The organism is Streptomyces sp. NPDC101219 (assembly GCF_044767675.1).
Taxonomy (GTDB): domain Bacteria; phylum Actinomycetota; class Actinomycetes; order Streptomycetales; family Streptomycetaceae; genus Streptomyces.
In genome coordinates this window covers 149,493-174,478 of the sequence record NZ_JBIWOK010000015.1, presented here as the reverse complement: position 1 = coordinate 174,478, position 24,986 = coordinate 149,493, and the positions used below count along the sequence as shown (strand labels likewise).

The following is a 24,986-nucleotide window of genomic DNA, read 5'->3' as shown; positions in this document are numbered from 1 at the left end:
GACGACGGACCCAGCCCTCCAGCGCGGCCCGCTGGGCATCGGTCACCGACAACGGCGGAATCTTCGGACCCGGACGACTCATGCCCAACCAACGATGAATCTCCGACTCAGGTCACTAGAGAACGCGCTCCAGGCGGTCCGCGACCAGCCGCACGAAGCGGGCCGGGTCCTTGGGACGGCCGCCCTCCGCGAGCACCGCCAGGGAGTACAGCAGCTCGGTGGTCTCGACCAGGCCGGAGCGGTCCTCGCGCTCCCGGTACGCCTCGTTGAGCCCCTTCACCAGCACGTGCCCGGGGTTCAGTTCGAGGATCCGCTTGGCCCGCGGGACCTCCTGACCCATCGCCCGGTACATGTTCTCCAGCGCCGGGGTGAGGTCGTTCGCGTCGGCCACGACACAGGCCGGCGACACCGTCAGCCGGGAGGACAGACGGACCTCTTTGATGTCCTCGTCCAGCTGCTCGCGCATCCACTCCAGCAGACCGGCGTACTCCTCGGCCTGCTTCTCCCGCTCCTCCTCGGACTCCGCGTCCTCGGACGCGCCGAGGTCGATCTCGCCCTTGGCGATCGACCGCAGGGGCTTGCCCTCGAACTCGCCGACCGCGTCCGTCCACACCTCGTCGACGGGGTCGGTGAGCAGCAGCACCTCGATGCCCCGCTCCCGGAACGCCTCCATGTGCGGCGAGTTGTCGATGCTCTGCCGGGACTCGCCGGTGATGTAGTAGATCGCCTCCTGCCCGTCCCCCATGCGCTCCACGTACTCGCGCAGCGTCACCGTCCCGCCGCCGTTGCCGTCGTCACCCTGGTGCGTGCTGGCGAACGACGACACGGCGAGGATGGCGTCGCGGTTGTCGGAGTCGGTGACCAGCCCCTCCTTCAGCACCGCGCCGAACTCCCGCCAGAAGGTGGCGTACCGCTCCTTGTCGGCGGTCATCATGCTCTTGACGGAAGAAAGGACCTTCTTCGTCAGGCGGCGCTGCATCATCCTGATGTGCCGGTCCTGCTGGAGGATCTCGCGGGACACGTTGAGCGAGAGGTCCTGGGCGTCCACCACGCCCTTGACGAAGCGCAGGTACGACGGGAGCAGGGCCTCGCAGTCGTCCATGATGAACACGCGCTTGACGTAGAGCTGGAGCCCGTGCCGGTAGTTCTGGGTGAACAGGTCGTGCGGGGCGTGGCCGGGGACGAACAGCAGGGCCTGGTACTCGAAGGTGCCCTCCGCCTGGAGCTGGATCGTCTCCAGCGGGTCACGCCAGTCGTGGCTGATGTGCTTGTACAGCTCGTGGTACTCGTCCTCGGAGACCTCGTCGCGCGAGCGGGCCCACAGGGCCTTCATCGAGTTGAGCGTCTCGGGCTCGGCCGCGGCGCCGTCCTCACCCTGCTCGCCGACCAGCCGGACGGGCCAGGTGATGAAGTCGGAGTAGCGCTTGACGATCTCCTTGATCTTCCACACCGAGGTGTAGTCGTGCAGCTGGTTCTCGGGGTCGGCGGGCTTGAGGTGCAGTACCACCGAGGTGCCCTGCGGCGCGTCGTCCACCGCTTCCAGGGTGTAGGTGCCCTCGCCGCGGGACGACCAGCGGGTGCCCTGCTTCTCGCCCGCGCGCCGGGTCAGCAGGGTGACCTCGTCCGCCACCATGAACGCCGAGTAGAAGCCGACGCCGAACTGGCCGATCAGCCCCTCCGCCCCGGCCCCGTCCTGGGCCTCCTTCAGCTCGCGCAGGAACTCGGCCGTACCGGAGTTGGCGATCGTGCCGATGAGCTGCCCGACCTCGTCGTAGGACATGCCGATGCCGTTGTCCCGCACGGTGAGGGTGCGGGCGTCCCGGTCGATCTCGAGCTCGATGTGCAGGTCGGAGACGTCGACGCCGGGCGTCTCGTCCCGCAGGGCCGCCAGGCGCAGCTTGTCGAGCGCGTCGGACGCGTTGGAGACGAGCTCCCGGAGGAAGACGTCCTTGTTCGAGTAGACCGAGTGGATCATCAGCTGGAGCAGCTGACGGGCCTCTACCTGGAACTCAAACGTTTCGGTCGTCATGGTGCGCGGCTACCTCACTCATCGCGTGCTGGACACAGGCCTTGGCGCAGTCACTCTAATAAAAGCAACCGTCACCATGTGTCGACGTCCCTCTTCTTTCCCCAGTTCCGTGCGGTCGCCCCCGGCCCAGGGCTCCGGCGTCAGCCGGTGCCCGGTCCCGCCGTGCCGGCCGCCGCGTCGGGCAGCGGGCCGAGTTCGCGGGCGACGGCGGTCAGCGGGCGGACGTCCCGCTCGGCCCGGGCCAGCAGGATCGCCCCCTCCAGCGAGCTGATCATCAGGGTGGCGAGCGGCGCGGCGCGGTCCGGCGGCACCCCACCCCCGGGCACGGCGGCGAGGACATGGTGGCGGTGCTGCGCGCGCTGGAGGCCCGCAGCGACGGCGCCCCCGTCACCGGCCCCGCCGGGCTGAGCGGCCACGCCGGGCCCCCGCCGCACCGAACCAGGCCCGGGCAGGCACCGGGGCACAAGCACCCCGGCAAGATCCGCACGCTTGTTCTTCGCCCATCCGGGGAACCCGGATCCAGCCGATCCGCCGCCGGTGATCCAGGGGCCTGCCCCGAGGCGCCGCGGGGGACGGCGTTCGACTACGGGCAAGGGGACCGACGTGACGGTGCGTATAGGAGCAGAGGAAGAGTTTCACGTACTGGACGTGGAGAGCGGACGGCTCGTGCCACGTGCGGACGCGTTGCTCACCCGACTCGGCAGAGCGGGCTTCACCCGCGAACTCCACCGGTCCTCCGTCGAGAGCAACAGCCGGGTGCACGACACCCTGGACGGGCTGTACGCCGACCTCACCGGCGCCCGGCGCCGGCTGGAATCCGCCGCCTCCTCCCTCGGCCTCACCGCCGTCGCCGCCGGCACCGTGCCGCTGGCCAGCCTCGCACCCGGCAGCACCACCCCCGGCGACCGCTACCGGCGCATGGCGGACGAGTACCGCCGGGTCGCCGACGAACAGCTGATCTGCAGCGCCCAGGTGCACGTCGACGTGCCCGACCGGGACACAGCCGTACGCCTCATGTGCCCGGTCTCGCCCTGGCTCCCCCCGCTGCTCGCCCTGTCGGCCAGCTCACCCTTCTGGCTCGGCGCCGACACCGGCTACGCCAGCTGGCGCACCATGCTCTGGCAGCGCTGGCCCACCGCGGGTCCGGCCGGCTGCTACGGGAGCGCCGCCGAGTACGACGCGGCCGTCGCCGAACTGATCGGCACGGGCGTGGTCAGCGACGCCGGCATGCTCTACCAGGACGTCCGGCCCTCCGACCACCAGCCCACGCTGGAGCTGCGCATCTGCGACGCCTGCCCGCGTGCCGAGACGGTGGTGCTCGTCGCCGGGCTCTTCCGCGCCCTGGTGCGCGACGCCCGCGACCGGCTGGAGCGCGACGCGGCCCCCGGGTGCGACGGCCACCACGAGTGGCTGCGGGCCGCCGTGTGGCGCGCCGCCCGGTCCGGCCTGGAGGGACAGCTCGTCGACCCGTCGACCCGCCGTGCGGCCCCCGCCCCGGAGGTACTGCGCGGCATGCTCCACCGGCTGCGGCCCGCCCTGGAGGAGGCCGGCGACTGGCCCACCGTCAGCGGCCTGCTCGAGGAGGCCCTCGCCGACGGCAGCGCGGCGCACCGCATGCGGCGGGCCGCCCGCCGCGAGGACCTGCTCGCCGCCGTCGATCTGGCGGCCGCCGAGACCCGCGGCGCGCACCTCGCGCCGCACACCTCCGGACACCGCCCCCGGCCCCACCGCCGGTCCTCCGCCCCGCCGTCCACGGCCTCCCGCGCCCGGCCCCGGATCCACGCCCCGGCCGCCCCCGGCGCCACCGGCTGATCCGGCACCGCGCGGCCCGCGCCGCCCCGTCCACCCGTGCCGCGACCCGGCACGCCCGACCGAGGAGAGTGACCGCACCTCATGCCCCGTACCCGCACGTCCCCCTCCCGGCCCGCCGCTCCTGCACCGGCGGGGGCCGGGGACGACCCCTTGCCGTCCGGCGCCCGCGCCGGGCGCACCACCGTGGCCGCACCGCCGCCCGGGGGCGGTGGAATGCCGCCCGTCCGGACGGCCCCGGGCGGAAGGAGGACCCGCTGATGTGCGGTCTGAGCGGTGAACTGCGCCTCGACGGCGGGCGGGTGGACCTCGCGGCGGTCGAGCGCATGACCGACCGCCTCGCGCCCCGCGGCCCCGATGGACGCGGACTGTGGTGCCAGGGCCCCGTCGCCCTGGGCCACCGGCGCCTGAAGATCATCGACCTGTCCGACAGCGGCGCCCAGCCGATGACCGACCCGGGCGCACGGCTCGCCGGGGTCTTCAACGGCTGCATCTACAACTACCGCGAGCTGCGCGACGAACTGCACGCCCTCGGTCACCGCTTCTTCTCCGAGTCCGACACCGAGGTCGTGCTGAAGGCGTACCGGGAGTGGGGCACCGACTGCGTCAGCCACTTCCACGGCATGTTCGCCTTCGCGCTCACCGAACTCGACACCGGCCGCCTCGTCCTGGCCCGCGACCGGCTCGGCGTCAAGCCGCTGTACCTGTCCGCGACCCCGGAACGCCTCCGCTTCGCCTCCTCCCTGCCCGCCCTGCTCGCGGGCGGCGGGGTGGACACCTCGCTCGACCCGGTCGCCCTGCACCAGTACCTCAGCTGGCACGCCACCGTGGCCGCGCCCCGCACCGTCCTCAACGGCGTGCGCAAACTGCCCCCGGCCACCGTCCGGGTGGTCGACCCCGACGGCACCGAGCACGACACCTGCTACTGGCAGCCCGCCTACACCCGCCGCCCGCAGGACGCCGGACGCACCGCCGAGGACTGGACGGACGCGGTGCTCGACGCCCTGCGCACCGCCGTGCGCCGCCGTACGGTCGCCGACGTCCCGGTGGGCGTGCTGCTCTCCGGCGGACTGGACTCCAGCCTCATCGTGGCCCTGCTCGCCGAGGAGGGCCGGCACGACCTGGCGACCTTCAGCGTCGGCTTCGAGTCCGAGGGCGACGAGGAGGGCGACGAATTCGCCTACTCCGACCTCGTCTCCCGGCACTTCGACACCCGCCACCACCAGCTCATGGTGCCCTCCGACCGGGTCGCCGGCGCCCTCGAAGGGGCCGTGCGCGCCATGAGCGAGCCGATGATGAGTCACGACGTCGTGGCCTTCCACCTGTTGGCCGAGCAGGTGGCCAAGGAGATCAAGGTCGTCCAGAGCGGCCAGGGCGCCGACGAGGTGTTCGCCGGCTACCACTGGTACCCGGCGATGGCCGGGGTGCCGCGCGAGCAGGCCGCGCAGGCCTACATCGACACCTACTCCGACCGTTCGCACACCGAACTGGCCGGCATCCTCGCCCCCGGTCTGCTGCCCGGCCGGGACACCTCCGCCGCGTTCGTCCACGCCCACATGGCGCAGCCGGGCGCCGAGACCGCCCTGGACGCCGACCTCCGCCTCGACGCCCACGTCATGATGATCGACGACCCCGTCAAACGGGTCGACAACATGACGATGGACTGGGGCCTGGAGGCCCGGGTGCCCTTCCTCGACCACGAGCTCGTCGAACTGGCCGCCGCCTGCCCGCCCGAGCTGAAACTCGCCGACGGCGGCAAGGGCGTCCTCAAGGCCGCCGGCCGCCGGGTCCTGCCCGCCGAGGTCGTCGACCGGCCCAAGGGCTACTTCCCGGTCCCGGCGATCAAGCACATGGCCGGCCCGGTCCTCCAGCGGGTCCGCGAGGCCCTCACCGCACCCGAGGCCCGCGCCCGCGGCATGTACCGCCAGGAGTACGTCGACGCGCTGCTCGCCGCACCCAACGCCCACCGCACTCGGCGCGGGGCGAACACGCTGTGGCAGACGGCGCTGCTCGAACTGTGGCTCCAGACGCACGGGATCCGCTGACCGGCGTGGGCACGGAGACGCAGAAGGGGGCGGACGGCATCCGGGACGCGGGTCCGGCGACCGCGGAGTTCACCGTGCACGGGAGCGGGGCCGCCCTGCGCACCCGCCCGCCGGGGCCACGCGGCGCGGCCCCGGGCAGCACCGACCACGCCCCGCGGCCCCTGCCGCTCGCGGACACCTCGTCCGCGTACGACCTGCCGCCCCCGGCCGTCCACGGCTGCTGGTACCCCTCCGCGGACCCCTCGGGCCGCCGGCTCGCCTTCGTCTGCGATCGGGCCGGGGTGCCGCAGCTGTGGACGGCGGCCGTGGACGGCGCCGAGGTGCGTCTGCTGGACGCCGACCCGCACCCCGTCGTCGAGGTGGCCTGGTCCCCGGACGGGCGCTGGATCGCCTACACCACCGCACCCGGCGGCGGCGAACTCACCCGGGTGCTGTGCGTGCGCCCCGACGGCAGCGACCGGCACCTGCTGGCCGGCGGCGAGCCCGGCACCTCCGCCCACCTGGGCGTCTGGCGGCACGACGGCTCGGCCGTCGCGGTCACCGTCACCGACCCCGCGGGGCCCGGCGACGCGCGGGCCGCCCATGTGGAGCACGCCCCTGCCGAGCCGCCGCTGCCGCCCGACGACCCGCACTGGGCCGCCCGCGACGGCCGGGCCGTACGCCTGGACGCCGCCTGGGCGCGCCCCGTCGACGCCCACGGCCGCCCGGACGAACGCGCCTCCGTGCAGGAACCGGAGCCGCGCACCCTGTCGGCCTACCTCGTCGACCCCGAGGGGACCGTCGCGCCGGAACTCCTCACCAGCGAACGCGGCGCGCCCACCCTGCGGGTCTGCGACCTCAGCCGCGACGGCCGGTTCGCCCTCGTCCACCGGGGGCCGCGCGGCCGCCGCGAAGCCCTCGTGGTCCGCACCCTCGACCGGACGGTCACCTGCGTGGTCCCGGTCGCCGACGGCGACCCGTGGATCGGCGGCTTCGCCCCGGGTGGGGGCACCGTCTGGCTGCGCAGCGACGGCGGACGGGAGTACGCGGCCCTCGTCGCCGCCCGCCTCACCGAGGACGGGGAACTCCTCGGCACCACGGTGGCCGCCGAGCGCCCCGACTGCGACCTGGAACTGCTCGCCCTCGGCCGCGAGGGGCGGCGCGCCCTCCTGGCCTGGAACGTGCGCGGCGTCAGCGAACTGGAGACGGCCGAGCTGAGCCCGGCCGCGGAGCCCGCCCCCGGCGCGGAGCCCGCCCCCGGCGCGGAGCCCGCCTCCGGCGCGCCGCCCGCCCCCGGCGCGGAGCCCGCCTCCGGCGCGCCGCCCACCCCCGGCGCGGACCCCGCCTCCGGCGCGGAGCCCGCCCCCGGCGCGGAGCCCGCCTCCGGCGCGACCGCCGCGGCCGGTCCGCGCCGCCGGCTCGACCTGCCGCACGAGGTCGTCACCCGCATCGAACCGACCGCCGACCCCGAGGCCCCCGTGGTCGCCCTGTCCGGTTCCCGGCGGCACCCCGGGGTGTGGTGGCTGCCGCAGGGCCTGCCGCTGCGCACCCCGTGGTCGTCGCGTGACGAGGACGCGGCCCCGGCCGGCCGGCCGCCCGTCCGCCCGATGCCCATGAGCCCGGTGGCCCGTGACGGACTCACCCTCGGCGGCTGGTACTACCGGGCTCCCGGCCGGCCCCCCGGCGAGCCCGCCCCCTGCGTCCTGCACCTGCACGGCGGGCCCGAGGAACAGGAACGCCCGGTCCTGCACCCCCTCTACCTCGAACTCCTCGGGCGGGGCCTGGACGTCTTCGCCCCCGACGTCCGCGGCTCCTCGGGCCACGGCCGGTCCTTCGTCGACGCCGACCTGGGCGCCGGCCGGTTCCACGCGATCGACGACGTCGCCGACTGCGCGGCCCACGCCGTTGTCGAGGGCCTGGCCGACCCGCGGCGGCTGGCCGTCATGGGCCGCTCCTACGGCGGCTACCTGGTGATGGCCTCCCTGGTGTGGCACCCCGAACTGTTCCGCACCGGCGTCGCCGTGTGCGGCATGTCCGACTTCGCGACCTTCTTCGCCGGCACCGAACCCTGGATCGCCCAGTCCGCCGCCCACAAGTACGGTCACCCGGAACGCGACGCGGAGCTGCTGCGGGCCCTGTCCCCGATGAGCCGCGTCGACGCCTTGCGGGCACCGGTCCTGGCGGTGCACGGTGAGCACGACACCAACGTGCCGCCGGGGGAGTCCGAGCAGTTCGTACGGGCCGCCAGGGAACGCGGCGTGGAGGCCGGGCTGCTCCTGCTGCGGGACGAGGGCCACGACTTCCTGCGGGCCGACAACCGGCGGCTGTTCCGCCGCACCGCGGCCGACTGGATGGAGCGTCACCTCGCCACGTGAGGACGCCGACGGAACACTGTCACCGGCACCTGTCACACTTTGCTGGTGCCGCGCCCCGGCCGGTTCCGGCCGCCGCGGGGTCGGGGGGCGTGCGGGGGAGCGGCGCGGGTAGGCGCGCGGTGTGATCGGTGAGTGAAGGCGGACCGGATGGAACCAGTTCCAGTCGACGAAGGGGATGCGGGCATGACGGGGGCGTCGGCCACGTACGCCCTGGAAGGAGACGGCGCGTGGATAGCGAGAGCCCGCGGGCTCGCCGCCGCGTTCCTGGCCCGGGCCGCCGAGGCGGCTGACGGCCTCGCGGTGTCGGCCCGCGCGGTGGAGGTCACCCAGCTCGTGGTGAGCGAGCTCGTGACCAACGCACGCAAGTACGCGCCCGGCCCCGTGCGGCTGGACCTGTCCATCTCCGGCAACGCCCTGGAGGTGGGCGTGCAGGACGGCAACCCGGTGCTGCCGGTGGCCCGCGGCGCCGACCCCGGTCGGGTGGGCCAGCACGGCCTGGAGATCGTCATGGCGCTCGCCGAGGCCCTGGAGGTACGGCAGGAGGCGGCCGGCAAACGGGTCACCGCCCGCATCTCCCTGGTGGACGCGCCGGGCGACCCCTGACGCGAGCGGCCCCGGCCCGCCGTCAGGCGGTGTCCCGCGGCAGTGACTGCTCGGTCCACACGACCTTGCCCTGAGGCGTGTACCGCGTGCCCCAGCGGTCCGCGAGCCGGGCCACCATGAACAGGCCCCGTCCGCCCTCGTCCGTGCTCGCCGCCCGGCGCAGGTGCGGGGAGGTGCTGCTGCCGTCGGAAACCTCGCAGATCAGCGCCCGGTCACGGATCAGACGCACCCGGACGGGTGGCGTGGCGTGCCGGACGGCGTTGGCGACCAGCTCGCCCACGATCAGCTCCGTGACGGGCGCCTGCGCCGACAGCCCCCAGTCGTCCAGGGTCCGCACCACCGCCGCGCGCACCCCGCTCACCGCGGCCGGCTCCGGCACGACGTCCCAGCCGGCGGTGTGCCGGGCGTCCAGGGCGCGGGTGCGGGCCACCAGCAGCGCGACGTCGTCGCGGGGGTGCTCGGGCAGCAGCGCCTCCCACACCTCCTCGCACGCGGCGGCGGGGTCGGTGCCGGACCGGGCCAGGGCCCGCCGCAGCAGCGCCGTCCGCTCGGCGGTGTCGTGGTCGCAGCCGTCCACCAGCCCGTCGGTGTACAGCGCCAGGGTGCTGCCGGGCGGCAGCAGCAGGGACGCCGTCTCGACGGGCAGGCCGCCGAGGCCCAGCGGCGGACCGCCCGGCATGTCGACGAGGTCCGCCCGCCCGTCCGGGGTGACCAGCACCGGCGGGGGGTGACCGGCGCGGGCGAGGGTGCACCCGCCCGTCGACGGGTCGTAGACGACGTACAGGCAGGTCGCCCCGGTGACCGGCGCGGCCCGCTCGCCGGTGCCCTCGTCCTGGTCGATCCGGGTGACCAGCTCGTCCAGGCGCCACAGCAGCTCGTCCGGCGCCAGGTCGAGGGCGGCGAAGTTGTGCACGGCGGTGCGCAGCCGCCCCATCGTGGCCGCGGCGTGCAGCCCGTGGCCCACCACGTCACCCACCACGAGCGCCACCCGGGCGCCCGGCAGCGGGACGACGTCGTACCAGTCCCCGCCGGCCCCGCCCCGTCCCGCGCCGGCGGGCAGATAGCGGTGGGCGACGTCGAGGGCGTTCTGCTCGGGCAGCGCCCGCGGCAGCAGGCTGCGCTGGAGCGTGACCGCCATGGTGTGCTCGCGGGCGTAGCGCCGGGCGTTGTCGATGCTGACCGCGGCCCGCGCCACCAGTTCCTCGGCGAGCGACTCGTCCTCGTACCCGAACCGCTCCGGCCTGTGGGACCGCCAGAAGGTGACCACGCCCAGCACGGCGCCCCGGGCGCGCATCGGCACCGAGATCATCGAGTGCACCCCGAACTCGACGAGCCGGCGCCCCCGCAGCAGGTCGGGTTCCCGCCAGCCCGCGTACGCCGCCATGTCGGGTTCCAGGAAACTGTCGCCGGAGCGGTAGGCGAAGCCCTGCGGAGAGGTGGGGGAGAACGTGATCAGCTCACCGGCCGGGTGGAACGGCGTGCCGTCCCACTCGCCCCCGACCGCGACCCGCCGCATCGGGGGCAGGTCCCCGGGCGGTTCCTCGCCCCGCAGGACGGCCTCGGGCAGGTCGACGGCGACGAAGTCGGCGAACCGCGGCACCGCGAACCCGGCCAGCTCCCGCGCCGTGTGCAGCACGTCCAGGCGACTGCCGATGCGCAGCCCCGCGTCGTACAGCAGTTCCAGGTGCTGCCGGGCGGTGTCGGCCCGGCCGGCCAGGGCCCCCAGTTCGGTGGTGTCACGGAACGTGGCGACCCACCCGGACGGCCCGCCGGCCCGGTCCGCCGGGCGCTGGCTGACGGCGAGCAGCCGACCGCGGGTCACCTGCACCTCGTCGGTGGCCGGGCGGCCCTCGGCGAGCAGCCGGGCCAGGTCGGGGTCGACGCCGAGGTCGGCGGGGGTGCGCCCCTCCGCGTCCGCAGGCAGGTCCAGCAGGCGCCGCGCCTCGTCGTTGACCAGGGCGACCCGTCCCTCGGCCGTCATGATCACCACGCCCTCGCGCACGGCGTGCAGCACGGCGTCGTGGTGTTCGTACATCCGCGTCATCTCGGCCGGTTCCAGGCCGTGGGTCAGCCGGCGCAGGCGCCTGCTGACCAGGACCGTCCCCGCCAGGGACAGGAGGAGGGCGGCCGCGGCGGCGCCGAGCAGCAGCGGCAGCCGGCCGTCGGCGGTGTCGCCGACGCTCTGAAGGGTGATGCCCGCGGCCACCAGCCCCAGCACGACCCCGCCGTCGTCGGCGACCGGCACCACCGCCCGGGTGGACGGCCCCAGCCGGCCGTTGACGGTCTCCCGGACCGTGTCCCCGGCGGCCGCCGGGGCGATGGTGCCGGTGTAGCGCCCGCCGATCCGCGCCGGGTCCGGATGGGTGTGCCGGATGCCCTGCGGGGTCATCACCACGATGAAATCCACCCGCGCCGCCCGGCGCGCGCCCTCCGCCCGGGCCTGCAGCACCGCGCTCGGATCGGGGGCGCCGAGGGCCTCCTCGATGCCGGGGGCCCGGGCGAACGCCCAGGCGACGGCGAGCGCCCGGTCGCGGGCCGCCCGCTCGGAGTCGGCACGCGCCTGCAGCACCAGTGCCGCCGCGGCGGCGAGGATGAGGAGGAGCACGATCACCACGTGCAGGGCGAAGACCTGATGGGCGACGGTGCGGGCGGTCACCACCGGTCGGAGGCGGCCGAGGAAACCGGCCATGACACCGTTGTAACCCGTCCGGGAGCAGGGCGCGAGCGAAGAGCCGCCACCCCGTGCCGGGCACCGCTCCCTCCGCCCGCCGCGCCCCGTGCACCCGCCGTCCGGCCGCACCCCCACCCCGCCCGCCCGGCCGCCGGGGCCGCCCGGAACAATCGCCTGCCGGAAGCGGTTGTCACTGCTGAACGAACGGCTGTCCGTCCGGGTCCACGCCCGGCGGAGCCGCCGCCGACGCGGGAGAAGGGCGTAACGAATGACGAGGACCGAGGAGAAGGCGCTGCTCGCGGGCGGCTGCTTCTGGGGCATGCAGGAACTGATCCGCACGTTCCCGGGGGTCCTGAGCACGCGCGTGGGCTACAGCGGCGGCGACGTGCCCCACGCCACCTACCGCAACCACGGCACGCACGCCGAGTCGATCGAGATCACCTACGACCCCGCCGTGACGGACTACCGCACGATCCTGGAGTACTTCTTCCAGATCCACGACCCGTCCACCAGGAACCGCCAGGGCAACGACATCGGGACGAGCTACCGCTCGGCCATCTTCTACTTCGACGACGAGCAGAAGCGCATCGCCGAGGACACCATCGCCGATGTCGACGCGTCCGGGCTGTGGCCGGGCAAGGTGGTCACCGAGGTCGCCCCGGCGGGCCCCTTCTGGGAGGCCGAGCCCGAGCACCAGGACTACCTGCAGCGCTACCCCGACGGCTACACCTGCCACTTCGTGCGGCCGGGCTGGCGTCTGCCGAAGCGGGCGGAGGCCTGAGCCGCCGTCCCACCGCAGGCCGCGGGGGCACGTCCGGATTCCCGGGCGTGCCCCCGCCGCGCGTTCCGGCCCCGGTGGCCGGGGCCGGGCCGGTCAGCCGAACTGCCCGGGCACGTAGCTGCCCGCGGGCTGCTGGTTGATGACGTTGATGCGGTTGTAGGCGTTGATCATCGCGATGAGGGACACGAGCGCCACGAGCTGGTCCTCGTCGTAGTGCCGGGCGGCGTTCGCCCAGACCGCGTCGGGGACCCCGCCGGCCCCGTCGGCCAGGCGGGTGCCCTCCTCGGCCAGCTCCAGGGCCGCGCGCTCCGCCTCGGTGAAGACCGTGGCCTCCCGCCAGACGGCGACGAGGTGCAGCCGCTGGTGGCTCTCCCCGGCCGCGACGGCGTCCTTGGTGTGCATGTCCGTGCAGAAGCCGCAGCCGTTGATCTGGCTGGCCCGGATCTTCACCAGCTCCTGGGTGGCGATCGGCAGCCCCGAATCGGCCAGGGCCCTGCCCGCCGAGTTGATGTGCTTCAGTACCTTGGCCGCGAGGGCGTTGCCGAAGAAGTCGACACGGGCATCCGTCATGATCTCTCCTGGGTCGGTCGTCATGGGGTACACACCCCTGACGGAGCGGCACGACGCGGTGTGACAGGGAGAGAATGTGGCGTGCGTCACCAGGCCGGCGGAGCGAACCGCCGGGTCCGGGGAGCGGGAGGTGCCCGGGGTGAGGGGCGAGGATGTCCTCGACGAAGGGCGGGACGACATGGGCGGGCGGGGGAGCGGAGCGTCGGTGGCCGAGCGCCGGGAGTGCGACTGGACGGACATGACACCGGGCGACTTCGACCGGGAGGCCCCGCTGTGCCTCAACGTCGGCACCGGGCCCGTGGTGGTGCCGGCCGAGCCCGACGAGTACGGCACCGCACCGCTGTTCGGCCAGGAGGCGTCCGACAGGCGCCCCGGCCCGCGCCGCGCGCCGCGTCCGCCGGCCCCGGGCGAGCAGGGCCGGCTGTTCTGAACGCGTCGCGCACGGCCGTCGCCTGACGGTCGGTCGATCGCCGTGCAGGGAGCGGATTGCCGGTCAGTTGCGCAGGCCGCGCACGGGCAGCAGGACGTGCGCGGCGGAGGTGAGCGTCTCCTCCTCGGCGGTGAACGCGGCCAGGGTCTCCAGGTCGCCGGGCTCGACGCCCTCGGGCCAGGGGCGCGTGGCGAAGATGAGGTAGACGCAGGCGCGTTCGTTCGCCGCGGCCACCCACTTCGGCGGGGGGACGAACTGCGCGTTGAGGTGCGGCAGGGTCAGCGAGGCGGCGCCGGGCACGATGAGCACGCCGGTCGACCCGCTCTGCCGGCCGGTCGCGTCGACGAGGCCGCCGCCCGCGGTCAGCCCGGAGCTGTGCAGCAGTCGCCGTACGGCGTCCGCACCGGCGTCCGGGCCGTTCGCCCCGTCGCCGAGCGAGCAGGCGAGCAGGAAGGGGATGTCGCCGTCCGGGGTTTCGCGGCGCCAGGCCATCACGACCAGGGAGCCCAGGTCGGCGGCGCGCCACGGCTGCGTTTCGGTTGAGGTCGAGGTCACCGCGGCACCGTATCGACGCGCCGTGCCCGTCCCCGGTCCCCGTCACCCGGATGGGCGATGCCGCCGTCCGGTCTCCACACGTACGAGGGAAGCGGGTGCGGGCGGGTTCCCGGCGGTCCTCACCGGAGAACGCGTGTGAGCCTCCCGCGGACCACCGCGGGCCACACGAACCGGCGGCAGGGCTCCGCTGCGTGACGCCCGGTGCCGTGCGCGGCCGGGGACCGGAGACCGGTCCGGGCGGCGCCGCTCCAGTGGGGTGAGCGGCGACGCCCGGCCGGCGGTCAGCCGAAGGCCCGCACGGCCTGGTAGTAGGTCCACGCGGTGCTGTTGCACGCGGTCCTGGTCGCCCCGCCGTACCCGGCGCAGACCCGCTTGAGGTCCTCGTGGAAGGCGCTGTCGATACGGGACTTGTGCGCGGAGAAGCTGCCCATGGCCTTGTAGTTGCGGTAGCCGAAGTCGTGGCGGGCGCACGCGGTGGAGAACGGGAAGCCGAAGGGGTTGTCGGGGGAGGAGGAGCAGTAGTCGGTGGACCAGTCGAAGCCGTAGGCGGCCCAGGCCGACCGGTTGGCCCGGGCGGCGTTCCAGCTCTGGTGGCTGGACGCGCTGGTCTGTGTCCAGCTCGACAGGACCTGGGCCTTGTCGGCGGGGGCGGCGTCGGCGGCGGTGGCGGTGCCCAGGGCCGTGACGACGGCCAGAGCGGGGGCGGCGAGTGCGGTGGCGAGTCTTCTTCGGTGCATCCCACACCTCCACAGGACTGCGGACCGGCCATCGGACCGCAGGTGCATGACAAATGGATGCCCGGTACGGCACCTCACTCACACCTCCGGACACCCGACGGCACGTCAACCGCTGCCTCGCCGAAGCCCGGTGACGGAGGGACCGCGGAAAAAGGCCGCGACAGAACGTCCGCTCCGGGGCTATGCTCCCCGCGATGACGACCTACCGTGCACACAGATGGGGGGTCCCGTCCGCGCCAGGTGAGTGCTGATGCACCCACCGACCGCCCACGGGAACTCCCTGCCCTCGTACTGGCAGCGCGTGCGTGCGTACGCCGTGCCGCCCTCCATGATCGAGACGGCCACCGCCCGCCGCCACGCGGGCGACTGGGCCGGCGCCTGCGCCGCCGCCCACATCGACGTCGACCTCCGCCCCCGCGCCCTGGCCCGCAGCCACGGCCGGGACCTCGCCGACCGGGTCCGCGCGGACCTCGCCCGCCTGGCACCCGACCTGCTGCGCTGGCACATGCCGAGGATCGCCCCCGACGGACTGCTGCGCCCCGGCCTGACGATCCCCCTGGCCCGCTACGGCCCCGCCGCATTCGACGGGCCGGCCCCGGTGTACCTGGTGGTCCGGACACCACCCGCCCGGGCCGACGGCGGACAGCGGTTCAGCCTCACGCTGTGGGACGGCGACCGGCTGCGCGACGGTGCCCGCCGGCACCCGCATCCACGGCCCTCCCGCCGCTTCCGCCTGGACCTGCACCGGCACCTGTGGGACGCCGGCCGGAGCGGCGAGCTGCGGACCCGGGCCGGCTCCGGCCGCCCGCCCGACGGGCTCACCGGGAGCGACCTGCTGCCGCCCGGGCACGGCGGTGCCGTCGACCGCTGGGCCGACGAGGCGCGGATCGTGCTCCGCGACGCGGGACGCGCCACCGGGGCCGTCACCGTGCGGCCCGGCGGCCGGCGACGGCTGGTGCTCGACGTGACCGAGGGGACCGGGGCCCGGCTCACCGTGGCCGACGGCCGCGGCGCCGCGCTGCCCGTGCTCCCCGACGCGGCGACCCACGTACTGCCCGACCTCGTCCTGCTGCGCACCGGTGCCCTCGGGCCCGGCCGGCTGCACCCCCTCGTCGCCGCGGCTCTCGCACCGGAACGGTCCGCGGACGCCCCGGCCCGGCCGCCGGAGCCTGCCGGGGCACCGCACCTGGTGGACTGCCGAGGCGCACAGCACCGCATCGGCCTGGTCGACGGCGTCCTCACCCCGCTCGACCACCCGCCCGAGGAGATCCGCCGGGAAAACCTGCTCGCCGCGCTGACCGGCACGCCCCTGCCCTGCCTGCAAGCCGTCGACCGGGCCCACCGCCACCCCGACTGCCTCACCGGCGTCCGCGAACGGCTGGACCACGGTGACCTCACCGGCGCGCTCGACGTCGTGGAGGGCCTGCTGGGCCCCGGGGCACGCCTGCGGAGCGGACCCCTGCGCGACGCGCTCGAAGCGGCCGCCCGGCGCCGCGTCGGCTACGGACTCCACCGGGCGGACATGGACGACACCGCCCCGGGCCGCAGCTGCCCGCCCCCGCCCCGCCCCGCCGGCCACCGCTCCCGCCCGCGTCTCGCGACCCGTGCCTGACGCGGGGCTCTGACCGATGCCGCCGAGCGACCCGTGACTGACGCGGGGCTTTGACCGATACCGCCGAGTGGCCCGTGCCTGACGCGGGGCTTTGACCGATGCCGCCGAGCGACCCGTGACTGACGCGGGGCTCTGACCGATACCGCCGAGCGGCCCGTGACTGACGCGGGGCTCTGACCGACACCGCCGAGCGGCCCGTGACTGACGCCGGGCCCCGACCGACACCGCCAAGTCCCTCATCCCCGACGCGGGAGCCTCGCGCGCCGCCCGCGTCCCCGCCCGTGCTGCCCCGCACCCGTCTCACACCCCCAGGTGACCCATGCCTTCCCAGACCTTCCGCACCACCGCCCCCGACCGCCTCGACGTCGCCGCCGACCTGCTGGCCCTCCTGGACGCCACCACCACCGAACCCCGCCCCGACACCCAGCTGGAGGCCCTGACCCTGGCCGTCGCCGCCGACCTGCCCGTCCTGCTCCTGGGAGAACCGGGCATCGGCAAGACCGCCGCCCTGACCCAGCTGGCCGCCGCCCTGGACCTCCCCCTGACCACCGTCATCGCCAGCGTGCACGAGCCCTCCGACTTCTCCGGACTGCCCGTGCCCGGCGACGACCCGGCCGTCCAGGGCGTGCCGATGGCCCCGCCGGACTGGGCCGTACGCCTGGTCCGGGAGGGCCGGGGCCTGCTCTTCCTCGACGAGCTGTCGACCGCGCCGCCCGCCGTCCAGGCCGCCCTGCTGCGCCTCGTGCTGGAGCGGCGCGTCGGCGCCCTCCGGCTGCCGCCCGGCGTCCGCATCGTGGCCGCCGCGAACCCGCGCGCCTCGGCCGCCGACGGCTGGGAACTCAGCGCGCCGCTCGCCAACCGGTTCGTGCACCTGCCGTGGGTCCACGACCACGAGGTCGTCGTGCGCGGCCTCGGCGGGACCTGGCCCCTGGCCACCCTGCCCCGGCTCGACCCCGGCCGTTTGCCGGACGCCGTGGACCTCGCCCGGCGCGCCGTGTGCGGCTTCCTCACCGCCCGCCCCCCGCTCGTGCACCGGCTGCCCGCCGACGAGGCCCGCCGGGGCGGCGCCTGGCCGTCACCGCGCAGCTGGGACATGGCGCTGCGGTTGATCGCCTTCGCCACCGCCGCCCGCTCCTCCCGGGAGGTGCTCTCCCTGCTGGTGCGCGGCACCGTCGGGGACGGCCCGGGCCTGGAACTGCTGGCGAGCCTGGACCGGATGGACCTCCCCGACCCCGAGGACCTGCTGGCCGACCCGGACGCAGCCGTCCTGCCGGAGCGGGGCGACCTGCGGCAGGCCGCGCTCGACGCGGTGGTCGCGGCCGTGCGCGCCCGCCCGGAGCGCCCCCGCTGGGACGCCGCCTGGGCGCTGCTGGCCCGCGCGGTGGAGACCGGGCCGCCCGACCTGGTCGTGGTCCCCGCCACCACCCTCGCCGCGCTGCGCCGGGAGGACTGGGACGTCCCGGTGACGATCGACCGGCTGGCCTCCGCCGTGTCCCTGTCCCGACGGGCCGACGACGCCGCCGCCCGGGTCGCGGCCGCTGCCGGGGCCCGCCGGTGAGCCCCGCCCCGGCAGCGGCACCGGCCCGCCCCCTCGACCTCGGCAAGCTCCTCGCCGCCCGGCTCCAGGCCGCCCGCGCCCGGCCCTACCTCGCCACGGCACTGTTCGCGCTGCACCCCGTCGCCTCCCGCCGGGTCCCCACGATGGCCGTGGACCGCCACTGGCGCTGCTACGCCTCCCCGGTGTTCGTGGACCGCACGCCGGTGGAGGAACTGGCGGCGGTGTGGGTGCACGAGGTGTCGCACCTGCTGCGCGACCATCACGGCCGCAGCGACCGGGTGGCCCGCGAACGCGGCCTCACCGGCCCCGGGGAGCGGCTGCGGATGAACATCGCCGCCGACTGCGAGATCAACGACGACGCGTTCGGCGACGGGCTGCCCTGCCCGGAGGGCGCCGTCCTGCCCGGCGGACTGGGCCTGCCGCCCGGCGAGCTGATGGAGGACTACCTGCGGCAGTTCCGGCTGGGCCCGGCCACCCGGGACCACGTCTGGCTGGACTGCGGCAGCGGGGCCGACGGACTGGAGCGCACCTGGGACCTGGGGCCGGACGGCGCGCACGGCCTGAGCGAGCAGGAACGCGACGCCGTCCGGTTCCGGGTGGCCCAGGGCATCACGGCCCGGCCGGGCAGCGCGCCGAGGAGCTGGCGGCGGTGGGCGGAGGAGGCCTTCCATCCGCCGCAGCCCTGGCGGGAGTTGCTCGGCGCGGCCCTGCGCGCGGCGGTCACCGGCTCCGGTGCGGGCGAGGACTACCGCTACGGGCGGCCCGCGCGGCGCTCGGCCTCCGTCCCCGGCGCCGTGCTGCCGAGCCTGCGGCGCACCCCGCCCCGGGTGGCGGTGGTCATCGACACGTCCGGTTCGGTCGCCGACGCCGAACTGGGCAGCGCGCTCCTGGAGGTCGCCGCCATCTCCCGCGCCGTGGGCGGCCGTCGGGACCTCGTCTCCGTGGTCCCCTGCGACGCGGCGGCGGACCGGGTGCACCGGATGTGCCGGGCCGAAGGCATCCCGCTGACCGGGGGCGGGGGGACCGATCTGCGGGCGGGGTTCACCCGGGCGCTGTCCGCCCGGCCCCGGCCCGACGTGATCGTCGTCCTGACCGACGGGCAGACGCCCTGGCCGCCCACCCGGCCGCCGTGCCGGACGGTGGTGGGCCTCTTCCCCCGGCAGGGGCGGCCCCTGGACGAGGACGACCCCGAGTACGTCCCCGACACCCCGCCCGCCTGGGCGCGTGTGGTGACGATCGGACCGGGGGCCGCCGCCGGCTGAGTGCGCCGCACGGCCCCTGCACCGCACGGCCCCGGCACCGCACGGCCCCGGCACCGCACGGCCCCTGCACCGCGCGGCCCCGGCACCGCACGGCCCCGGCACCGCACGGGCCCGGCCCGCGTCACCCGCGTGGCCCAGCCCGGCGCGCGCCGCCTCCCGCCCCCGGACTACGGTCGGAGGTGTCGCACCGCCGGGTTCCCCTCCGGCGGGCCGTGCGTTGGTGGTCCAAGGCAAGACGCTCCGCTGCCCGCGGGGAGATGCAGGTGCAAGGCCTGCCCAACGCTCCAACCACCCCCCGGTGACGGCCGGTCCGGCCCCGTCCCGGGGGGTTCTGCCAGCGGATGCGGCGTCACCCGTTCCGACGCAGACTGGTCGAATGAAGGTCCAGAACGCGGGACGTGGAGGGGCCGCGCCGCCCTCGAGCGGACGGGCCCGGCAGAACGTCGCCCTGGCGGCCATGCTGTTCGCGGTCGCCATGACGTTCATCGACCAGACCATCGTGGCCATCGCCGCCCCGGACATCGACCACGAACTGGGGCTGTCCACCTCCGGCATGCAATGGGTCGTCAACGCCTACCTGTTGTCGCTGGCGGCGTTCTTCGCCCTCGGCGGCCGTCTGACGGACCTTCTCGGGGCGCGGCGCGTGGTCGTGGCCGGGACGCTGGTGTTCGTGGTCTCGTCCGTGCTGTGCGGCTGCGTGCCCCGCGGGGACTTCGCGCAGACCTGGCTGATCGTCTTCCGGGCCACCCAGGGCCTCGGCGCGGCACTGCTCTTCCCGGCCGCGCTCGCCGTGGTGGTCGCCGTGTTCCCGGTCGAGCGGCGGGGAAGGGCCCTGGCGCTGTTCTTCGGCCTGTCCGGCGCGCTGACCGCCCTGGGCCCGCTGCTGGGCGGCTGGCTCACCGCGTGGACCTGGCGCGCCATCTTCTGGGTCAACGTCCCGGTGGCGCTCGTGGCGCTCGTGCTGACGGCCATGGCGCACATCGTGGACCGGCGGCGCGAGGAACGGCTGGACGTCGGCGGCGCCGTCCTGATCGCGGTCGGCATGGGCCTGAGCGTCCTCGGCTTCCAGCAGGCGTTCTCCTGGGGCTGGGACAACGTGGCGACCTGGGCGTGCATCGTCGGCGGACTCGCCGTGCTGGCGCTGTTCGTCCGCCACGAACGCGGGGTGCGCCATCCGCTGATCAACCTGTCGGTCTTCCGTGACCGGGCGTTCACCATCGACTCCATCGTGCTGTTCTTCGCGATGCTCGCCTTCGTCCCGCTGTTCTTCTTCGCCTCCGTCTACGCGCAGGTGTCGCTGAGCGCCTCGCCCAACCAGGCCGCCCTGTTCCTGCTGTACTTCTTCGCCGGCTTCGCCGTCGCCTCGCAGTGGGGCGGCCGGATCCTGGACAAGCGCGGGGCGCTGCCGGCACTGAAGCTGGGCACCGTGGTCGGCGCCGTCGGCTTCGCCCTGTGGGCCGGTGAGTTGACCGACCTGTCGATGCACGACCAGTGGCCCTACGCGGCCCTCGCGGGCGCCGGCATCGGCTTCCTCCTCGCCCCCGCCTCCACGGACGCCGTCAACCGCTCCATCGGCGCCTCCTACGGAGAGGTCACCGGCATCACGCAGACGGTGCGCAACTACGCGGCGAGCGTCGGCCTGGCGGTTTTCGGCACGGTGCTCGCCCATGTCACCACGGACAAGGTCGTCAACACCCTGGAGTCCCGCGGCGTCCCGCCCGAGGAGGCCCGCGATGTCGCACGGAGCGTGACCGAGGCCGTCACCGGCAACGCCGACGAACGCGTCCCCGAGGGCAGCGGCCGGGCCGCGGAGTCCATGCGGGAGACCATGGCGGCCGTGCGGATGGACTTCGCCGAGGCCAACCAGTGGGTGTTCTACGGCATGGCCATCGCCCTGGGCATCGCCTTCCTGTTCTCCCTGCGCCACCCCGGCGGACGGGTGACGGAGGAGACGCCCGAGCCGTCCACCGCCGAGACCCGCTGAACCACGGCCACGCCGCCGGCCCGAGGGCCGGCGGCGTGGTGCTGCCGCGTCATTGCGACGGTCGTGAACCTTGCCATACGGGCCCCGTTCCGGTTCCATCCCGTTAGGAAAGTTTCCTAACCCTCTCCCCCCACGGGCGAACGGAGACCCCCCATGAGACCGGCACGACCCCACCCCCGTCCGGCCGCGGTCCTGGCGGCCCTCGGCAGTGCCCTGCTCCTCACCCTTGCCACCGCGGCCGCCGCCCCGGCCGCCCCCGACGACGCCGTCCGGTCGGCGGCCCAGCCTGTCGCCCCGCCCGCGGCCGACACGCCCGTCGCCGTCAACGGACAGCTGAAGGTCTGCGGCACCAGCCTCTGCAACGAGCACGGCCACCCCGTCCAGCTGCGCGGCATGAGCTCCCACGGCACCCAGTGGTACGCCCAGTGCCTGACCGGCGGCTCCCTCGACGCCCTGGCCAAGGACTGGAAGGCCGACGTGCTGCGCGTGTCCACATATGTCCAGGAGGGCGGCTACGAGACCGACCCCCGGCGCTTCACCGAGCTGGCGAGCTCCCTGATCGAGCAGGCCACCGAACGCGGCATGTACGTGATCGTCGACTGGCACATGCTCGACCCCGGCGACCCGATGGTGAACCTGGACAACGCCCGCGCGTTCTTCACCGACATCGCCCGGCGCCACCAGGGGAAGAACAACGTCCTCTACGAGATCGCCAACGAGCCGAGCCACGTGAGCTGGTCCCGCGTCAAGGACTACGCGGAGCGGATCATCCCGGTGATCCGGGGCATCGACGCCGACGCGCCCGTCCTCGTCGGCACCCGGGGCTGGTCCTCCCTCGGCGTGTCCGACGGCTCCGACGAGTCCGAGGTCGTCGCCGATCCCGTCGACGCCCCGAACATCATGTACACGTTCCACTTCTACGCCGCCAGCCACGGCGACGCGTACCTGTCGGCGCTGTCCCGGGCGGCCGGCCGGATCCCCGTGTTCGTCACCGAGTTCGGCACCCAGAACAGCGCCGGGGAGGGGCCCGACGACTTCGCCCAATCCGCGCGCTACCTCGACCTCATGGCCGCCAAGAAGATCAGCTGGGTCAACTGGAACTTCTCCGACGACCACCGCTCGGGCGCCGTCTTCGCCCCGGGTACCTGCGCGGCCGGCGGACCGTGGACCGGCACCTCCTCGCTCAAGCCCGCCGGGGTGTGGGTCCGCGACCGCATGAGGACCCCGGACGACTTCCCCACCCATTGAGGCCCGCCGCGGACCCGCCCGCCCGGACCGCCCGGACCGCCCGGCCCGGGCGGGCCCCGCGGAAGGCCCCTCGAAGCCGGCCTCAGAACGAGTCCGACGCACCCTCGTCGCCGTCCGGCACCGGCCGGAACTCCACCTCCACGACGCCGTCGACGTCCCGGCACAGCTCGACCAGCTTCGCCGGAGCGGCACCGGACGACAGCCGCCCGGTGAGCACCACGAACCCGTGCGACACGGTGACGTCGACCGCGGACGGGGACTCGCCCAGCGACCTCACCAGCACGTCCTCGACGATCTCCGTCCGGATCGCCTGGTCCTTGCGGACGAACACGCGCAGCAGGTCGCTGCGGCTCACCACCCCGGTCAGCCGGCCGTCCGCACCGACCACCAGGAGCCGCTTGACGCCGTGCTGGGCCATGACCCGGGCGGCGTCCACGACGCTCCAGTCCTCCTGGGCGCACAGCGCCGGTGACGTCATCAGCCCGGCGGCGTCCACGGCCCACGCCTTCGCGGGCCGGGACGCCGGTGTGCGGTCCCCGGTGTCGCCGTCCTGACGGCCCCACATCTTGTGCAGGAGATCGGCCTCCGAGACCACGCCCACCGGACGGTCCTCGGTGTCCACGACCGGCACGGCGGTGATGTCGTACTCGAGCAGCAGGTGCGCGATCTCCTTGAACGGCGTGCCGGCCTGGATGCGGACGACCGCGTCGCTCATGACGTCGCGCACCTTCCGGTGGTTCATCGCGGCGCTTCCTCCTCACTCCGGCGCACGGCCCACGCGGGGACGGCCGATGTGCGCGGGCGGCCGTCACCAACATCATTGTCCGCCATGACCTGCACGGGGGGCGACACAACGGCCGGGCGACGGAGCGGAAGGCGTGCCGGAGCGGCACCGGGGCCGTCCGTGTTACGGGGCCGGGACCTCGTCCACGAACGACGTGCCCGCGCCGCGGAGGGCGTCGACGCGGGCCGAGACCTGCGCCGGGGTGAGCACCCGGTCCTTGACGTGCAGCACGTAGTCCACCTGCTGGTCATAGGCGCGGGGTGTGGTGGACGTCTGCCCTTCGAGGTCGATCAGCCACTGGTTGAAGTTGATCGACATCGGCCGCTCGGGCAGGTACGCGGCGTCGTGCGTGCCGAACAACCGGCCGTCGACGTAGTAGGTGATGGCCCGGTCGTCGATGGTCACGACGAGGTCGTGCCACCCGGCGAAGCTCCGCCGGCTCTCGCTGTGCTGGTTGACGGCCTGCCACGGCTCGGGGTTGTAGGTCTCCCACGAGGTCGTGTAGAGGATGTTGGCCGGCTCGCCCCAGCCGCCGTTGGGCAGGTACTCGAAGTCGTACTCCGCGTAGTCGTCGGCCATCGGGGCCGTGAGGTCGTTGATGGTGAAGAACGTCTGCACGACACGGTCGCCGTCGGGTCCGTGCACGGGCGCGTCGGAGAACCGGACCCGGGCCGCGTAGGTGCCGTTCTTGAACTTCATGTCCCGGGTGAGGACTTCGGTGTGGACGGTGGAGGCGCCCGTGCCCGCGCTGGAGGACCGCAGGTTCATCACGGACTGTCCGCCCGAGGAGGCGAAGGTGACCCGGGACGGGTCCCAGGTCGCGCCCGGCACGCCCGGGCCGCCGGAGTTGGACCGCACGTGCCAGCCGTGGGCCGACAGGTCCGGGTCGGTGTGCGAGGCGTAGTCGAAGTCGTCGAACAGGGTCCGACCGCCGCCCGGGTCGGTCGGATCGGTGGGGTCGGTGGGGTCGTCGCCGCCCGGCGCCGCGCCCCACACGGTCTCCCCGCCGAGGTGGGCGGTGACCCGGTCCCAGTCGGCGTACGCGGTCCGGTCCCCGGAGAAGGAGTGGTCGTCGCTCTGCCGCACCGGCTGCCACGTCGTCCGGTGGAAGCGGAGCTGCATGTCACCGGTGTCGGCCCCGGGCGCCAGGGAGCCGGCCGCGGCGGTGAAACCGATCTCCAGGTAGCGGTCCGCCGTCGCGGTGGGGTGGGCCGGCCGCCCGAAGGTGCCGGTGACGGCGGAACAGTCCCGGACCGCCCAGGAGCAGGCGAAGCGGTAGGCGGCGTCGGGCGCGTCCGCCTTGAAGTAGTAGCGGATCCGCACCTGGCTCAACGGGACGGTGGTGGCCCCGGTGTTGCGGACCTTCAGCCAGGGCTCGCTCTGATCGGCGACCGCGCCGGTGGCACTCGTGCGGTACTGGACGGCGAGGTCACCGTCGGCGGCCGAGGCGGTGGCGGCGGGCAGGGCGGTGAGGGCCGTGCCGGCCAGTAAGGCGGTCACGGCGAGGGCCGCCCGGGCGCGGCGCGAGGTGGGAGGACGGGTGCTCATCCGGGGTCCTTTCGAGGTCCCCGCCGCGGCGGGGGTGGGGAGTGGGGGGAGGGTGCGCGGGGGAGCGCCGGGGCGGGCCCGGGGTGCCGCCGGGATTCCGGACGGCAGCGGGGCGGGGCACACCGGTCCGCACGGGCGTTCCGTCGGGCACGGCGTCGACGGTGTGGACAACGGACCCGTCGGTGCTGACCAGTTGTCCGCCGTCGCCTTACCAGTTGGTTCCGGAACCGAACGTGGCATGGACCAATGACGTCGTCAACCCTTCGCGTCACAGTGCCTTTTGACGGGCCGGGGCCCTGTCGGGGAGGGGGGCGGCGGCCATGGGGCGATATCAACGCCCCCTGTCGTCCGGCCAGTTAAGGTGAGAAGGCATACCAGTGCCCCGCCGACGAGAGCGAGGAAGTCG

The 24,986-nt window shown here is 74.7% G+C and carries 18 protein-coding genes and 1 pseudogene; 11 read left to right on the top strand and 8 right to left on the bottom strand.

The features are described 5' to 3' along the window. Positions 1 to 115: 115 nt before the first annotated feature. A complete protein-coding gene (gene htpG / locus ACIRPP_RS26535; RefSeq protein WP_403647588.1) occupies positions 116 to 2,029 on the bottom strand; it encodes a molecular chaperone HtpG in 1,914 nt (637 codons plus the stop codon). Between the two features lie 140 nt (positions 2,030 to 2,169). Further along, positions 2,170 to 2,352: pseudogene (locus ACIRPP_RS26530) on the bottom strand (TetR/AcrR family transcriptional regulator); the annotation flags it as partial. 280 nt (positions 2,353 to 2,632) lie between these two features. Between ACIRPP_RS26530 and ACIRPP_RS26525 the strand changes: the two are divergent. The 4 genes from ACIRPP_RS26525 (at position 2,633) to ACIRPP_RS26510 (ending at position 8,840) form a co-directional block, all read left to right on the top strand. Then, entirely contained in the window at positions 2,633 to 3,841 is a 1,209-nt protein-coding gene (locus tag ACIRPP_RS26525) for a glutamate--cysteine ligase (protein ID WP_403647585.1), read from the top strand. Positions 3,842 to 4,098: 257 nt separating this feature from the next. Next, positions 4,099 to 5,883 (top strand): N-acetylglutaminylglutamine amidotransferase, encoded by a 1,785-nt coding sequence (locus tag ACIRPP_RS26520; protein ID WP_403647582.1) that lies wholly within the window; start codon positions 4,099 to 4,101, stop codon positions 5,881 to 5,883. A gap of 95 nt (positions 5,884 to 5,978) precedes the next feature. After that, positions 5,979 to 8,237, top strand: a complete 2,259-nt coding sequence (locus ACIRPP_RS26515; protein ID WP_403647620.1) for a prolyl oligopeptidase family serine peptidase — start codon at positions 5,979 to 5,981, stop codon at positions 8,235 to 8,237. 147 nt (positions 8,238 to 8,384) lie between these two features. Continuing rightward, entirely contained in the window at positions 8,385 to 8,840 is a 456-nt protein-coding gene (locus tag ACIRPP_RS26510) for an ATP-binding protein (protein WP_403647579.1), read from the top strand. Between the two features lie 22 nt (positions 8,841 to 8,862). Here the strand turns inward: ACIRPP_RS26510 and ACIRPP_RS26505 are convergent, their stop codons facing one another. After that, complete coding sequence (locus tag ACIRPP_RS26505; protein ID WP_403647576.1) at positions 8,863 to 11,529, bottom strand: SpoIIE family protein phosphatase; 2,667 nt, start codon at positions 11,527 to 11,529, stop codon at positions 8,863 to 8,865. 250 nt (positions 11,530 to 11,779) lie between these two features. Here ACIRPP_RS26505 and msrA point away from each other — a divergent pair, with 250 nt between their 5' ends. Next, positions 11,780 to 12,292: a peptide-methionine (S)-S-oxide reductase MsrA gene (gene msrA, locus ACIRPP_RS26500; RefSeq protein WP_403647573.1), complete on the top strand. Its 513-nt coding sequence runs from the start codon at positions 11,780 to 11,782 to the stop codon at positions 12,290 to 12,292. Positions 12,293 to 12,385: 93 nt separating this feature from the next. Here the strand turns inward: msrA and ACIRPP_RS26495 are convergent, their stop codons facing one another. Further along, positions 12,386 to 12,862: a carboxymuconolactone decarboxylase family protein gene (locus ACIRPP_RS26495; protein WP_403647570.1), complete on the bottom strand. Its 477-nt coding sequence runs from the start codon at positions 12,860 to 12,862 to the stop codon at positions 12,386 to 12,388. Between the two features lie 205 nt (positions 12,863 to 13,067). Between ACIRPP_RS26495 and ACIRPP_RS26490 the strand changes: the two genes are divergently transcribed. After that, a complete protein-coding gene (locus ACIRPP_RS26490; protein ID WP_403647617.1) occupies positions 13,068 to 13,292 on the top strand; it encodes a hypothetical protein in 225 nt (74 codons plus the stop codon). 63 nt (positions 13,293 to 13,355) lie between these two features. On the opposite strand, the gene ACIRPP_RS26485 is transcribed toward ACIRPP_RS26490, so the two are convergent. Beyond that, positions 13,356 to 13,847, bottom strand: a complete 492-nt coding sequence (locus tag ACIRPP_RS26485; RefSeq protein ID WP_403647567.1) for a DUF5949 family protein — start codon at positions 13,845 to 13,847, stop codon at positions 13,356 to 13,358. A gap of 281 nt (positions 13,848 to 14,128) precedes the next feature. Next, positions 14,129 to 14,584: a phospholipase gene (locus ACIRPP_RS26480; RefSeq protein ID WP_403647564.1), complete on the bottom strand. Its 456-nt coding sequence runs from the start codon at positions 14,582 to 14,584 to the stop codon at positions 14,129 to 14,131. 250 nt (positions 14,585 to 14,834) lie between these two features. On the opposite strand from ACIRPP_RS26480, the gene ACIRPP_RS26475 reads away from it, so the two are divergent. From ACIRPP_RS26475 to ACIRPP_RS26455, 5 genes are all read left to right on the top strand, one after another. Then, a complete protein-coding gene (locus ACIRPP_RS26475; RefSeq protein ID WP_403647562.1) occupies positions 14,835 to 16,196 on the top strand; it encodes a hypothetical protein in 1,362 nt (453 codons plus the stop codon). A 319-nt stretch (positions 16,197 to 16,515) separates the two neighbouring features. After that, positions 16,516 to 17,754 (top strand): AAA family ATPase, encoded by a 1,239-nt coding sequence (locus tag ACIRPP_RS26470; RefSeq protein WP_403647559.1) that lies wholly within the window; start codon positions 16,516 to 16,518, stop codon positions 17,752 to 17,754. After that, on the top strand, positions 17,751 to 19,016 hold the full coding sequence (locus tag ACIRPP_RS26465) for a VWA-like domain-containing protein (RefSeq protein WP_403647556.1): 1,266 nt from the start codon (positions 17,751 to 17,753) through the stop codon (positions 19,014 to 19,016). Before ACIRPP_RS26470 ends, ACIRPP_RS26465 begins: the two co-directional genes overlap by 4 nt. A gap of 376 nt (positions 19,017 to 19,392) precedes the next feature. After that, the gene (locus ACIRPP_RS26460; protein ID WP_403647553.1) at positions 19,393 to 21,000 is read left to right on the top strand and encodes an MFS transporter; all 1,608 of its coding nucleotides are present in this window, start codon (positions 19,393 to 19,395) and stop codon (positions 20,998 to 21,000) included. Positions 21,001 to 21,153: 153 nt separating this feature from the next. Further along, positions 21,154 to 22,248: a glycoside hydrolase family 5 protein gene (locus ACIRPP_RS26455; RefSeq protein WP_403647550.1), complete on the top strand. Its 1,095-nt coding sequence runs from the start codon at positions 21,154 to 21,156 to the stop codon at positions 22,246 to 22,248. 82 nt (positions 22,249 to 22,330) lie between these two features. On the opposite strand, the gene ACIRPP_RS26450 is transcribed toward ACIRPP_RS26455, so the two are convergent. After that, positions 22,331 to 22,990: a CBS domain-containing protein gene (locus ACIRPP_RS26450; RefSeq protein WP_403647547.1), complete on the bottom strand. Its 660-nt coding sequence runs from the start codon at positions 22,988 to 22,990 to the stop codon at positions 22,331 to 22,333. A gap of 165 nt (positions 22,991 to 23,155) precedes the next feature. After that, positions 23,156 to 24,580, bottom strand: coding sequence for a cellulose binding domain-containing protein (locus ACIRPP_RS26445; protein WP_403647544.1), 1,425 nt, complete (start codon positions 24,578 to 24,580; stop codon positions 23,156 to 23,158). Positions 24,581 to 24,986: the final 406 nt, after the last annotated feature.